Source organism: Nocardia terpenica (genome assembly GCF_013186535.1).
Classification (GTDB): Bacteria; Actinomycetota; Actinomycetes; order Mycobacteriales; family Mycobacteriaceae; genus Nocardia; species Nocardia terpenica.
In genome coordinates this window covers 106,309-120,168 of the sequence record NZ_JABMCZ010000002.1, presented here as the reverse complement: position 1 = coordinate 120,168, position 13,860 = coordinate 106,309, and the positions used below count along the sequence as shown (strand labels likewise).

The 13,860-nt window shown below is 70.7% G+C and carries 8 protein-coding genes; 4 read left to right on the top strand and 4 right to left on the bottom strand.

Annotated elements, in window-relative coordinates; all coding sequences use genetic code 11:
* Nucleotides 1-16: 16 nt before the first annotated feature.
* Complete coding sequence (gene eccA / locus HPY32_RS11895) at nt 17-1,843, bottom strand: type VII secretion AAA-ATPase EccA (protein ID WP_067581446.1); 1,827 nt, start codon at nt 1,841-1,843, stop codon at nt 17-19.
* A 147-nt stretch (nt 1,844-1,990) separates the two neighbouring features.
* On the opposite strand from eccA, the gene eccD reads away from it, so the two are divergent.
* Genes eccD through eccCa form a run of 3 tightly spaced genes read left to right on the top strand, consistent with a single transcriptional unit; the run spans nt 1,991 to nt 8,962 of the window.
* A complete protein-coding gene (gene eccD, locus HPY32_RS11890) occupies nt 1,991-3,466 on the top strand; it encodes a type VII secretion integral membrane protein EccD (RefSeq protein WP_067581449.1) in 1,476 nt (491 codons plus the stop codon).
* Nucleotides 3,467-3,480: 14 nt separating this feature from the next.
* A complete protein-coding gene (mycP, locus tag HPY32_RS11885) occupies nt 3,481-4,881 on the top strand; it encodes a type VII secretion-associated serine protease mycosin (RefSeq protein ID WP_082870859.1) in 1,401 nt (466 codons plus the stop codon).
* 31 nt (nt 4,882-4,912) lie between these two features.
* Nucleotides 4,913-8,962, top strand: a complete 4,050-nt coding sequence (gene eccCa / locus HPY32_RS11880) for a type VII secretion protein EccCa (RefSeq protein WP_067581453.1) — start codon at nt 4,913-4,915, stop codon at nt 8,960-8,962.
* Here the strand turns inward: eccCa and HPY32_RS11875 are convergent.
* Nucleotides 8,959-9,528: a GNAT family N-acetyltransferase gene (locus tag HPY32_RS11875; protein WP_067581455.1), complete on the bottom strand. Its 570-nt coding sequence runs from the start codon at nt 9,526-9,528 to the stop codon at nt 8,959-8,961. The genes eccCa and HPY32_RS11875 overlap by 4 nt on opposite strands.
* Nucleotides 9,525-10,364 (bottom strand): GntR family transcriptional regulator, encoded by an 840-nt coding sequence (locus tag HPY32_RS11870; RefSeq protein ID WP_067581456.1) that lies wholly within the window; start codon nt 10,362-10,364, stop codon nt 9,525-9,527. The genes HPY32_RS11875 and HPY32_RS11870 overlap by 4 nt, the downstream gene beginning before the upstream one ends.
* Nucleotides 10,365-10,507: 143 nt before the next feature.
* Between HPY32_RS11870 and HPY32_RS11865 the strand changes: the two genes are divergently transcribed.
* Nucleotides 10,508-11,047: a DUF4254 domain-containing protein gene (locus tag HPY32_RS11865; RefSeq protein ID WP_231951444.1), complete on the top strand. Its 540-nt coding sequence runs from the start codon at nt 10,508-10,510 to the stop codon at nt 11,045-11,047.
* Between the two features lie 5 nt (nt 11,048-11,052).
* Here the strand turns inward: HPY32_RS11865 and HPY32_RS46130 are convergent, their stop codons facing one another.
* A complete protein-coding gene (locus tag HPY32_RS46130) occupies nt 11,053-13,683 on the bottom strand; it encodes a MinD/ParA family ATP-binding protein (protein WP_309247520.1) in 2,631 nt (876 codons plus the stop codon).
* Between the last annotated feature and the right edge of the window lie 177 nt (nt 13,684-13,860).

The following is a 13,860-nucleotide window of genomic DNA, read 5'->3' as shown; positions in this document are numbered from 1 at the left end:
GGCTCGCCGCGGGCGTTTACGACCCGGACAGCCCGAGCGAGGCCAGCAGGCCCGCCAACGCCGTCTCCATGTCCGAGCCCTCGATTCGCATCAGCACCGAGGAGTCGACGGCGTCGAGATCGATGGAATCGTCGTTGGCGAGCCGGAATTCGCGCTCCTCCTCGGCCGCTTCGATGACGTTGCGGATGAATCGGCCGTTGCCCGCCAGGTCGACGCCGCGGCGGGGCTGGCCGCTCTGATCGGTGCTCTCCAGCGCGTACAGCCGCCCGCAGGTCTGCACCAGGCGCTCCAGCGCGTCCTCGGACAGTTCCGAATCGCGTTTGGACGCAACGACTTTCGCGATATCGCCCAGTTCCTCCGGGGTGTAGGACGGGAACTGCAGGCGCTTGGCGAAGCGCGACGCGAGGCCGTCGTTGGCGGCCAGGAACCGGTCGATCTCGCCGTCGTACCCGGCGATGATGACGACCAGGCGGTCGCGGTCGTTCTCCATCCGGGCCAGCAGGGTGTCCACCGCCTCGCGGCCGAACGCGTCGCCGCCGGAGAGCCCGGTCTGAATAAGCGTGTACGCCTCGTCGATGAACAGCACGCCGTCCATGGCGGTGTCGATCAGCTTGTCGGTCTTGATGGCCGTGGAACCCAGGTGCTGGCCCACGAAATCCGAGCGCTTGGCCTCGACCACCTTGTCGGTCTTCAACAGGCCGACACCGCAGTAGATCTTGGCGACCACGCGGGCGATGGTGGTCTTGCCGGTGCCCGGCGGCCCGGTGAACGCCAGATGCTGGCCGCGCGAGGCGCTGGCCAGGCCCTTCTCGGCGCGGATCTTCGCCAGCTGCGCCGACGACTGCAGCTTGGCCACCTGGTTCTTCACCGCGGCCAGGCCGATCTGCCGGTCCAGTTCGGCGCGGGCCTCGGTGAGGATGCGCTTGGCCCGGTCCTCCGCCTCGGCCTGCTGCTTGGCCTCCATCGACGGCGCGGACGCCGGATCCCAGCGGTCGGTGCGGGCCTCGATCTGTTCTTTGCTGGTGACCGTGATCCGGTAGGTGCGGTCGCGCATGGCGGCGGTGTTGGCCTCGAAGTCCGGCGACTGGGTGTACACCTGCTCGAACAGCGCCTGGGCCTCGGTCTCGTTGCCGGTCTCGCGCAGGCACAGGCCGCGGCAGAACATGGCGGTGGTGCGCGCGGCCGGAATCGGGCCCGCCTCGGCCTGTTCCATGCGCCGGATGGCCTCGCCGAACAGGCCCAGCTGGGCGCAGGCGGAGCCGACCATCACGTGGGCGCCGGCGGCCAGGTACGGGTCGTCCCATTCGGCCGAGCCCGCCAGCACCGTCATCACGTCCGGCCAGCGCTGGGTGTTGTAGTGCAGCACGCCGCGCACGTAGGCGCAGATCCGGTCGTCGAGCTGGCGGTCCGGGTCCGAGGGGCGGGCGCGCCGCTGCTCGGCGAGCCGGTCGAGCACCTGCTCGGCCTCGTCGTACTGCTTGTCCGAGATCAGTTGCGCGGCATAGCTCAGCCAGATCTCGGTCAGGCTCGCCAGCGGGTAGTCGATGTAGAGGCCGGGCAGGAAGCGGCCCGCCATCTGCCGCGGGGGCAAACCCAGCCGCCGCTGCTGCTGATACAGCGTGGCGGTCGTCTTGAACAGGTTCGCGACGACCTCGCGGGTCACCTCACCGGCCGCGGCGCGGCCCAGCCAGGCGTCGCACATCGTCGGGTCCCACTCGGTGGCGCGTTGGAACGCCAGCTTCGCGTACTCCACATCGCGGGTCGACTCCTGCCCGTCGATGCTCAACCCGAGCGACAGGACGCCGGCATCGAAGGCGCGCTGAGCCTGGCGAATATCGGTCATGCGTGTCGAACCCCGAAATCTTGTCCCTGGTGCACGGTTACTTTCCCCTCCCCAAGCACGACTCCGTCGCGTCGCAGAGGACATTCGGATACATTATGAACGACCGCTAGTGGCGGCAACCAGCAGATCTCAGGAGCAGTAAGGGCATTGACCGCACAGTCGATCAGCGGCGCGAGCGCCGTTGAACCCGAGTTGTGCCGGGTGTCGGTCATCGGGGGGAATACCCAACTCGACGTCGGCCTGCCGGCAAACGTGCCGATCGCCGCGTTCATCGGCGAGCTGGTGACGCTCATCGAGTCGCGCAACCCGAACCCGGTGGACCAGGAGGACGGCGGGGCCCCGCTGCGACCCCAGCACTGGGCGCTGGCCCGGCTCGGGCGCGACATCATCGCGCCGAACCAGACCCTCGCCGACGCCGAGGTCTTCGACGGCGAACTGCTGGTGTTGCGATCGGTCACCGCCAAGGAATCCCCGGCCCTGTTCGACGACGTCATCGACGCGGTCTCGCGGCTCACCGCCGAGGAGTTCCGGCCCTGGTCACCGGCCGCCGCCCGGTGGACCGGCCTGGTGGCCGCCGTGCTCTCGGTGCTGGTCACGATCGGTGTGCTGGCCGCCGCGCGACGGCACGGCGACGGCCTGGCCGCCCCCATCGTGCTGACCGGCGTCGCGCTCGGTGCCCTCGTCGCGGCGGCCATCGCGGCGCGCAGATACGCCGACGAACTCACCGCCACCGTGCTGGGGCTGTGCACGGTGTTGCTGGCCTTCGGCGCGGCGGCCCTGTTCGTGCCCGGCGCGCTGGGCAGCGCGCATCTGATGTTCGGTTTCGTTGCGGCCGGGGTGTCCTCGATCGCCTGCTACCGGGCCACCGGGGCGGGCCCGGCCCTGGTCGCCGCGACCACCACGATCTCGCTGATCGGCGCGATCGCCGCCGCGGTGCAGATGGTGTGGTCGCCGGGCGTGCCCAGGATCGCCGCCGGTGTGCTGGTCGTCGCCATCGTCACGATCTCCGCCGTGCCGCGGCTGGCCGCGGTGCTGGCCCGGCTGCCGATTCCCCCGGTGCCCACCGCGGGCGCCGCGATCGATCCGGCCGACCACGAACCCCGCCCGACCATCGAGGGCATCGGCGCGATCGGCGCCACCGTGCTGCCGTCCGCGGCGGGCCTGGGCCTACGGGCGCGGCTGGCCAACCAGTATCAGACCGGCATGCTGGCCGGGTGCGCGCTGGCCGCCGCCTTCGGGGCGGTCGCCGCGGCCGATCCGCTCGGGGCCGCCCGCTGGCAGGGCATCGTGCTGGCGGGGATCACGGCGGTGATCCTGTCCCTGCGCGGCAGGTCGTTCGCCGACCTGGCGCAGGCGTGCACGCTCATCGTCGGCGGCGCGACCACGCTCGTCGCCCTGCTGGCGCTGCTGGCGCTCGGCGATTCGGTCATGGTGCTGCCGGGGGCCGGGCTGCTGCTCGTCTTCGCCGCGGCCGCGGTCGGATTCGGCGTGATCGGCCCGCACGTCGAGGTCACCCCGGTGACCCGGCGGATGAACGAGATCTTCGAGTACGCACTGATCGTGGCGCTGATACCGCTGGTGCTGTGGCTGATGGACGTGTACTCCATGGCCCGCAACATCTGACCCGGCCGATGCCAATGGCCCGAACTCTTCGATTCGGCTGTGCGGTCGCCCTGCTCGGGGCCGCGCTGTTCGGCTGGCCGGTGCCCGCCGCGGCGGTGACCCCGCCGGTCATCGACTCGGGCGCACTGGGTCCGGCCCAGGCGGCCAGCACCCATCCCGCGCCGCAGGAACCCACCGAGAGGCACTCGGAGTGCGCGCGGCCGCTGCTGAGCGGGCCGTCGCCCACCGATCCGCCCGCCGCGCAACGGGTGCTGGATCTGCCCGCGGCCTGGCAGTTCAGCCGGGGCGCGGGGGTGAAGGTGGCCGTCATCGACACCGGCGTCAACCGCAACCCGCGGCTGCGCAACCTCGAGGCGGGCGGCGACTTCGTCTCCGACAGCGACGGCACCGAGGACTGCGACGGGCACGGCACGCTGGTGGCCGGGATCATCGCCGCGCAGCCGAGCCCCGGCGACGCGTTCGTGGGCGTCGCCCCGGACGCCGACATCCTCACCATCCGCCAGCTCAGCCTGGCCTACCAGCCCAAGAATCGCGGCGGCGGCAACCCGCCGCCGGGCACCATCGACGAGTCCGGCTACGGCAACGTGTTCACCCTCGCCGCGGCCGTGGTGCGGGCCGTGGACATGGGCGCGAACGTCGTCAACATCTCCGAGGTCGCCTGCACCGCGGCCGGTGCCGACGTCGCCGACGCCGCCCTCGGCGCGGCGGTCCGCTACGCCTACGACCACCAGGTCGTGGTGGTGGCCGCGGCGGGCAATCTGCAACCCAGCGGCGGCGCCTGCCAGAACCAGAACGACGGCACCGGCTGGTCCGCGGTGAAGACCGTCGCCAGCCCGGCCTGGTTCGCCCCGTACGTGCTCTCGGTCGCGTCGGTCGATCCCGACGGCAACCCGTCGCAGTTCAGCCTGCACGGGCCGTGGGTGAACGTGGCGGCGGTCGGCCGCAACATCTACTCCCTGGACAGCGCGCCGGGCGGGACCGGCCTGGTCAACGCCATCGCCGGGGCCGACGGGGTGCAGCCCATCGACGGCACCAGCTTCGCCGCGCCGTACGTGAGCGGGCTTGCCGCCCTGGTGAAATCGCGCTTCCCGAATCTGACCGCGCAGCAGGTGATGGACCGCATCACCCGCACCGCGCACGGTCCGGGCACCGGGCGCGACGATCGGATCGGGCACGGCCTGATCGATCCGCTCGCCGCGCTGACCGCACAGCTCCCGGAGCAACCGGTGAGCGCCGGGGCGGACCGGCCCGCGGCGTTCCCGCTGCCGGCGCCGCCGCGCGCCCCGGACCCACGGATCCGCTCGATCGCCACGATCGGCTCGATCGCGCTGGTCGCCGCGCTGGGAATCGGTCTCGCCGTGGCGATTCCATTCCGCCGCAGATCCGGCCGCGACCAGCTGCCCGATCTGGACTAGAGCTCCCACCACCAGAAAGTCGTCGACCGCTATGGCTACCGAAGGATTCGTCCGCCGGCCCCGCATCGCACCGCCGCGCTCGCCGGGCGGCGAGGTGGCGCTCACCCCGCCGCCGGAGGCGTCGCGGGCCGTCCCGATGCCGTTGCTGCTCAAGCTGATGCCGGTGGTGATGATCGTCGCCGTCGTCGGCATGCTCGCCATGATGGTGATGATGGGGCGGCAGATCTTCGCCAACCCGATGACCATGATGTTCCCGATGATGATGATCATGTCGATGGTCGGCATGTTCGCGGGTTTCGGGCGCGGCGGCGGCCCCAAGAGCGCGGGCGAACTGAACGAGGAACGCAAGGACTACTTCCGGTACCTGGAGCAGATCCGCCGCGATGTCCGCCGCACCGGCAACAAACAGCTGGAGACCCTGGTCTGGAGCCACCCCGAGCCCGCGGACCTGCCCGCGATCGTCGGCAGTCGGCGCATGTGGGAGCGCCGCCCCAACGACCCCGACTTCGGCCACGTGCGCGTCGGTGTCGGCAGCCACCGCCTGGCGACCAAGCTGGCCCGGCCCGAGACCGGCCCGCTCGAGGATCTCGAACCGGTGTCCACGGTGGCGCTGCGGCGCTTCGTTCGCACCCACTCGGTGGTGCACAACCTGCCGACCGCGGTGTCGCTGCGGGCGTTCCCCGCCATCAACATCGACGGGCCCACCAACGACGCCCGCATGCTGGTGCGGGCCATGCTGATGGAGCTCACCGCATTCCACGGCCCGGACCACCTGATGGTGGCGATCGTCTGCTCCGACCCGGACATGCCCGCCTGGTCGTGGGCGAAATGGCTGCCGCACCTGCAACATCCGAGCCAGCGCGACGGCATGGGGGCGGCGCGGATGCTGTTCCAGTCGCTGGGCGAGCTGGAGACGGCGCTGGCGGACGAATTGCTCGAGCGCGGCCGGTTCATGCGCAATCCGCAGCCCACCCAGGGCCGCGTGCACCTGGTCGTGGTCATCGACGACGGATACGTCAGCGGCAGTGAGCGATTGATCAGCGAGTCCGGCCTGGACTCGGTCACCGTGCTGGACCTGACCGCGCCGGAGAACGGCCTGGCCGCCCGCCGCGGCCTGCAGCTGGTCGCGTCCGGCGGCGAGGTCTCCGCGCGCAGCGCGGCCGGGGTGGAGAAGTTCGCCACCGCCGACCAGGTCGGCATCGCGGAGGCCGAATCCTTCGCGCGGCGGATCTCGCGCTACCGGATCGCCACCGCGGCGCAGATCGTCAGCCTCGGCGACAACACCTCCACCGCCGACCCGGGCATGATGGCGCTGCTGAAGATTCCCGATGCCGCGCAAATAGATCCGGCCAAGGTGTGGCGGCCGCGCACCGGCCGCGAGCGGCTGCGCGTGCCGATCGGCATCACCCCCGATGGCACCCCGGTCGAGATCGACATCAAGGAGTCCGCCGAGTTCGGCATGGGCCCGCACGGATTGTGCATCGGCGCAACGGGTTCGGGTAAATCGGAGTTCCTGCGCACCCTGGTGCTGTCGCTGGTCACCACGCACTCCCCGGACCAGCTGAACCTGGTGCTGGTCGACTTCAAGGGTGGCGCAACGTTTCTCGGCCTGGACCCGCTGGCGCACGTGGCCGCGGTCATCACCAACCTGGAGGAGGAGCTGTCGCTCGTCGATCGCATGAAGGACGCCTTGGCCGGTGAGATGAACCGCCGCCAGGAACTGCTGCGCTCGGCCGGCAACTTCGCCAATGTCACCGACTACGAGAAGGCCAGGGCGGCCGGTGCGCCGCTGGACCCGCTGCCCGCGCTGTTCGTGATCGTCGACGAGTTCTCCGAATTGCTTTCGCAGAAGCCGGATTTCGCGGACCTGTTCGTCATGATCGGCCGCCTCGGCCGGTCGCTGCACGTGCACCTGCTGCTGGCCTCGCAGCGCCTGGAGGAGAACAAGCTGCGCGGCCTGGACTCGCACCTGTCCTACCGGATCGGCCTGCGCACCTTCTCCGCCAACGAATCCCGCGCCGTGCTGGGCATCACCGACGCCTACCATCTCCCGGCCGTGCCCGGCGCCGGGTACCTGAAGAGCGACGCGGCGGATCCGTTGCGGTTCAACGCGACCTACGTGTCCGGCCCCTACGTGGCGCCCCGCACGGTCCGACAGGAGGACGGGCAGGCGGTCGTCGAGCAGCCGCCGCGGGTGTTCACCGCGGCACCGGTGGAGCTGCCGGAGGTGACCACCCGGCCCGCCGTCATCGACCCGCGCGAACTGCTGCTGCCGCCCCCGCCGCCGAAGCAGGGCGAGGAGGGCATCCCCGACACCCTGCTGCAGGTCGTGGTGAAACGGCTCACCGGACACGGCCGCCCGGCCCACGAGGTGTGGTTGCCGCCGCTGGACGAGTCGCCGACCGTCGACATGCTGCTGCCGGATCCGGACTGGCGCTCGCCGGTGAACCGGCACGGGCAGCTGTGGATGCCGATCGGCGTCATCGACAAGCCGTACGAGCAGCGCCGCGACGTGCTCACCATCAATCTCGCGGGCGCCCAGGGTAATGTGGCCGTGGTCGGCGGCCCGCAGTCGGGCAAGTCGACGGCCCTGCGCTCGATCATCATGGCCGCGGCGGCCACCCACACCCCCGAGCACGTCCAGTTCTACTGCCTGGACTTCGGCGGCGGCAGCCTGGCCGGTCTGACCGGCATCCCGCACGTGGGATCGGTTGCCGGACGCCTGGATTCGGACCGCGTGCGGCGCACCATCGCCGAGCTGACCACGCTCATGCGCCAGCGCGAGGAACGATTCGCGGCGCTGGGCATCGAGTCCATGGTCGAGTTCCGGCGGCGGAAGTTCTCCGCGCTCGCCGCGGGCAACGGCACCATCGCGCCGTCGAATCCGCTGTCGGAGGACCGATTCGGCGACGTCTTCCTGGTCATCGACGGCTGGCTGGTCATCCGCGAGGAATTCGACGTGCTGGAGCCGCAGATCAATGCGCTCGCGGCCCAGGGACTGTCCTACGGCATCCACGTCATGCTGGGCGCCTCCCGCTGGGCCGAGATCCGCCCGGCCATGAAGGACCAGATCGGCACCCGGATCGAGCTGCGCCTGGGCGATCCGTCCGATTCCGAAATGGACCGCCGCACGGCGGTTTCGGTGCCGCTCAACCGCCCCGGCCGCGGCCTCACCCCGGACCGGCTGCACATGCTGCTGGCGCTGCCGCGGCTGGACTCCAACTCCGACCCGAGCACGCTCGCCGAGGGCGTCTCCGCGGCGCGGGAGCAGCTCACCGCGCTGCACGGCGCCAGCCACGCGCCCGAGGTCCGCATGCTGCCCATGCAGTTCCAGCGCGAGGAGCTGCTCGCCCAGGTCCGCGCCCGCGGCATCGAGCTGGGCCCCACCAGGATCGCCGTCGGCATCGGCGAATCCGAATTGCAGCCGCTGATCCTGGATTTCGACGCGGAACCGCACTTCATGGCCTTCGCCGACGTGGCCTCCGGCAAGACCACCCTGCTGCGCAACATCGTGCAGGGCGTGGTCGAGAACTCCAACGCCGACCAGGCGCGCGTCATCCTCATCGACTACCGGCGCACCATGCTCGGCGTGATCGAGGGCGAGCAGCTGGCCGGGTACTCGACCTCGTCGCAGACCAGCGGCGGCATGATCGCCGAGGTCGCCGCCTACCTCAACAAGCGCATTCCGCCGTCCACCATCACCCCGCAGCAGCTGCGCGACCGCAGCTGGTGGACCGGGCCCGAAATCTATGTGGTGGTCGACGATTACGACATGGTGGCCTCGGGCACCGGCGGCAATCCGCTGCTGCCGCTGGCCGAACTGCTGCCGCAGGCCCGCGACATCGGCCTGCACGTGGTGGTCACCCGCCGCATGGGTGGCGTGTCGCGCGCGCTGTACGACGGCTTCCTGGGCGCCATGAAGAACATGTCGGTCGACGCCCTGCTCATGAGCGGCCCGCGCGACGAGGGCAAGCTCATCGGCGATGTGCGCCCGATGAAACTGCCGCCCGGCCGCGGCATCCTCTGCTCCCGCACCCACGGCGAGGAGATGGTGCACATCGCCGACCTGCCGCCGATCTAGCGGGTCCCGCGCCCGGCGAGCGCCGGGCCGTCGCGCTGGTCCAGCCAGCTGTCGGCGCGGCGCTCGAACAGCGCCCCCGACGGTCCCGGCGCGTCCGGTCCGGCCATGCGCGCCAGGCGGAATCCGGCGCGGCGGTAGTAGTCGTGCAGTTCGGTGTTGGCGGTCCAGGCGTCCAGGCGGACCCAGGTGCGGTGCCGGGCGCGGGCGACGGCGCCGGCGTGGGCGAGCAGCCGCCCGCCGACGCCGCAGCCGGTGAAGCACAGATCCACGATCATGTAGTGCACGATGACCGCGTCGGCGAGCTCGTCGGGCGACCAGAGTCCTTGATCCGCACGGTCGTTCACGGTGATGGTGCCTGCCGATTCGCCCCCGACCTCCGCGACCCAGGTCTCCCCGGCGCGCACCGAGCGGCCCACCGCGCGGGCAAATATGTCGATCGGCAGGCCCCGGGCCTGCCGTGTCCACTGATCCGATCCTCGAGCCGCAAGCCAGGCCGTGCGCTGGAGCCGTAATCGGCAGATGGTGCCGAGATCGGCCAGCCGGGCCTGACGAATGCGGATGGTCATGGTGGCCCGGGCACCAGCGAGTTACCGAAGGAATGGGAATTGCCCGGGGGATGCGGCGCGCCCAGCACCCGGCGGATGATGTCGGTGCCGGCGTCCTCGCCCAGTTCGTAGGCGAGCCGGTTGCGCGCCGCCGTCGAGCGGTGCCGGGTGACCCGGGTGATGCGCTCGGCGGTGGCGCCGATGCGCAGGTGATCCAGCAGCATGGTGCCGATGCCCACGCCGAGCACCGCCGCCTCCTCGGCGGTCGCGGGCCGGGCCACGATGGTGTCGCGATGCGCGGTCTCGGCGTAACCGCGCTCGACGAGCCGGCGGGTGGTGCCCTCGGGAATGTCGTGCGGCGAGTCGATTCCGGTGACCTCCGCCAAGTCCCGTGGATAGAAACTGATCTCCCACGACCACGGCTCGTTGTCCAGGTACTGGACGACCGTGCGCGACACGACCCACGAGTCCTTCGGCACGCCGAGCCACATCGCCACCTCGGCCGACGCCGGTTCCATCCGGGCGCTGAACTGCTTGGCGGGCTCGCGTCCGGCCGCCCGCGCGATCTCGGAGAAGATGTCCTGCGCGGACTTCGGCCGATCGAGCCGAATGTGGGTGGTCACAACGGATTCCAGCACCTCCTGGCTGCGCACGATGGTGCCGCGGGAAGTGGCGGTGTAGAGCAGGTTTTCGGCGACCAGGACCTGAATCGCGTTGCGGGCGGTGGTGATCGAGACCCGCATCTGCGCGGCCAGCTCGGTGTGGCTCGGCAGGCGATCGCCGGGTTTCCAGGTGCCGCTGCGGATCTCCTCACGCAGGAGATCCGCGATCCGCAGATACCTCGGACCGTCGGCCATCGCGCTCCTTGGTTGTTGCTTCAAGGGAAAAAGAGTTTACTCTGCCGTTCCGGTGGGCGTGTGACCCTTGACACAAGCCTTCAGAGGTTTATTGTAATGAACGTCCTGAACGGGTGTTGTAACGGCGATGACGGCGAGGCAACGTGGCGGGTTCGGAGACATTCCAGACGGTGGTTGTGGCACTGCCCGACGCACCGCAGCAGAGTACGGCGGTCCAGTCGCTCAGCACGGGCTTAGGCTTACTGCCGACCTCGGATGTGATGCTACGTGCCTGTCGTGGCCACCGTGTCATCGGTGGCCCCCTCCTCTGGTTCGCCCGTGACCTCGCGGTGCTGCACGAGCTCCGCCTCATCGGGCGCGGCGGCTCCGTCCCCGAGTCGGACACCACCGCGATGATCGAAATCGAGCGCCGCCGAACGGAATTGGTGATGGCGATCGACGACTGGGTGGCGCGCGCGGTGCCGCAGCACCGGCTGGGAGCCACCCTGCACACCGAGACCGTGGGCTCGGTCATCGACCGGCTCGCCGAGGCGTCGGTCCGCGCGCACCACGCGTTGATGACTCTCGACGCCAACGACGAAGTGCTGCATGCCTGTTGGCATCACCTGGCCGAATTGGCCGACGGCTACGACGATCTCGTCCGCGACGTGCTCGCGGGGCGTCGGCGCCTTCCCGCCTGGTAGCTCGGTCAGAGCGGGCGGCCCCGGTGGTGATCGACGGCGAAGTCGTCCGCGACCGTGGCGGCCAGCTCCACCAGCGCGCGCTTGGTGTTCTTGTGCAGCCGGGCCAGATCGATCTCCGCGCCCTCGGACAGATGCGGGTCGTAGGGGATGATGTGCACCGCCCGGCAGCGGGACAGGAAGTACTCCCGCAGCTGCTGGATGCCGACGTTCGGTGATCCGGGCCGGGGCAGGTTGATCACCACCACGGCATTGCGCACCAGGTGGTCGTGGCCGTGCAGCGACAGCCAGTCCAGGGTGGCGGCGGCGCTGCGCGCGCCGTCGATGGCCGAGGACGAGATCAGCACCAGCGAGTGCGCCAGGTCCAGCACGCCGGACATGGCCGAGTGCATCAGGCCGGTGCCGCAGTCGGTGAGGATGATGTTGTAGTACCGCTGCAGGATTCGCGCCACCTGCCGGTACTCGTCCTCGCTGAACGCCTCCGACGCCGCCGGATCGCGTTCGCTGGCAAGCACTTCGAGTCGGCTGGTGGCCTGCGAGGTGTGTCGGCGCACGTCGCCGTAGCTGTTGATCGCGCTGTCCAGCAACAGATCCCGGACCGTGGAGCGGGTCTGCAGCGGCACCCGCTGCGACAGCGTGCCGAAGTCCGGGTTGGCGTCCACCGCGATCACCCGGTCGCCGCGGATCGAGGCGAAGATCGAGCCGATGCCCATGGTCGTGGTGGTCTTGCCGACGCCGCCCTTGAGCGACAGCACCGCGATGCGGTAGTCGCCGCGCACGGGCTGCCGGATCCGCGCCACCAGCTCCTGCAGCCGCCGCTCCTCGGCGGACATGCCGGGATTGATTGCGCCGCCCGACATATGGTGCACCGCGCGCCGCCACCCCGACCCGGGAGACTTCTTGGCCCGCCGCACCGGCACGTCGTCCAACGACGGCGGCGGCCCCGGCGGCTGCTGAAAATGCGGCGGATACTGCTGATGCTGCGGCGGCAGATACGGCTGCTGCGGCGGCAACCCCCACTGCGGCGCAGGCGGCGACTGCCACTGCCCCTGCACCGGCCCAGCCTCCGACTGCGTCCCGGGCGCCTGCCCATACTGCTGCTGCGGCGGGAACCCAACCTGGGGCTGCTGGGCGGCATCCGGCGCCTGATGCTGCGGAGGCGCGGGCGAGAACCCGCCTTGCGGTGCAGCCTGATTCGCCTGATCCGCACCGTGCTTCTGCAGCGTTTCCGGTACCTGGCGCTGCGGCTGCATCGAGGAACCGACTTGGGGCGCTGCCTGATCCGCGCCGTAGTTCTGAGGAGACTCCGGTGCTTGGCGCTGCTGCGGTGTCGGGGAACCGACCTGGGCCGCTGCCTGATTCGTCTGGTCCGCGCCGTAGTTCTGGGACGCCTCCGGTGTTTGGCGCGGCGGCGGCGTCGGGGAGCCCGCCTGGGGTGCTGCCTGGTGCGCCTGGTTCGCGCCGTAGTTCTCCGGTGCCTGGTGTTGCCGGGGCGTCGGGGAACTGGCTTGGGGCGCTGCCTGGTTCGGCTGATCCGCGTCGAAGTTCTGAGGGGACTCTGGTGCTTGGCGCTGCTGCGGCGTTGGGGAACCGACCTGCGGTCCTGCCTGATTCGTCTGGTTCGCGCCGTAGTTGTTCTGGTGCGACTCCGGTGCCCGGTGCTGCGGGGGTGTCGGGACACCGACTTGGGGCGCAGCCTGATTGGGCTGGTCCGCGCCGAAGTGCTGGGTGGACTCCGGTGCCTGGTGCTGCTGGGGCGTCGGAAAGCCCGCCTGGGATGCGGCCTGATTGGGCTGGTCTGCGCCGGTGCGCGGCGGGGGAGCGGGCTGTACGCCTTGGTGCTCGTACTGAGGTCCGGTCTGTGTGTACCGCTGGTCGGCGGGGGGTACGGCCGATTCCGGGGCGGGGCGGGTCTCGGTGGTGGGCCGTTCCGGCACAGTGCTTTCGGGTGCGCGAGGGGCGGCCAGCCACGGCTGTTCGCTCGGGCGCGGCAGGTCCGGTGCGGGGGCGGAATCCCGGGCGGTGGTGGGCGCGGGGGCGTTTTGCTGCGGCGCGCTCGATTGTGCCGAATCCGGGTGTGGCGGAAGGGAATCGGGCGCGGCCGGGGTGGGGCGATCGCTCGGGCTCGGTGGCTCGGGTAGCGGCGGGCGGTTCGGCGGCGGGGGCGGCAGGTCCGGTCGCTCCGGACGCGGCGGCACCCGCGTCGTCGTCTCGGTGGCCGAGACGTCCGGCGCCTGCGGTGTCGGTGGCTGCGTGTACGCCTGCGGTGCGGGGGCGGGCCGCGGCTGCCGATGTGGCAGTTGGAATTCGCCGCCGCTGCGGCGGGGGAGCGGCGGACGGTCGGGGCTGTAGCCGCCCTGCGCCGGGTCGCGTCGCGGATCTCCTTCGGCGGGCGACGGTTCCGTACCCCACGGCCGCGGATCGGCCTGCGGCGCTGCGGCTTCGGCGGGCGGCGGGCTCTGCGGCTCCGCCTTGTCCTTGCGGCGCTTACGGTTGAACAACCGCCGCTGCGGCTCCTCTGGGATGTACTCCTCGTGCGGCAGGTTCTGGACCGGGGCCTCGTAACCCCGATTGTCGGAGACCTCCGACTCGGACAGCCACGGCGGCAGCATGGGGAGGCCGTCGTTGTTGCGGCTCACGGCTGTGCCCCCTGAATCTGCGTCGACCGAGTTACCTGGACAACGGGTAGTTTACGCGAGCGCATTCCGCCGCGACGGACGTGCTCCCGCCCTCGTTCGGCGATGCCTGCGCCACCCGAAATGTAGTGTGCCTCACATTCGACGGCTCGGATTGCCGACGGGTTGCGAGATCGGCAG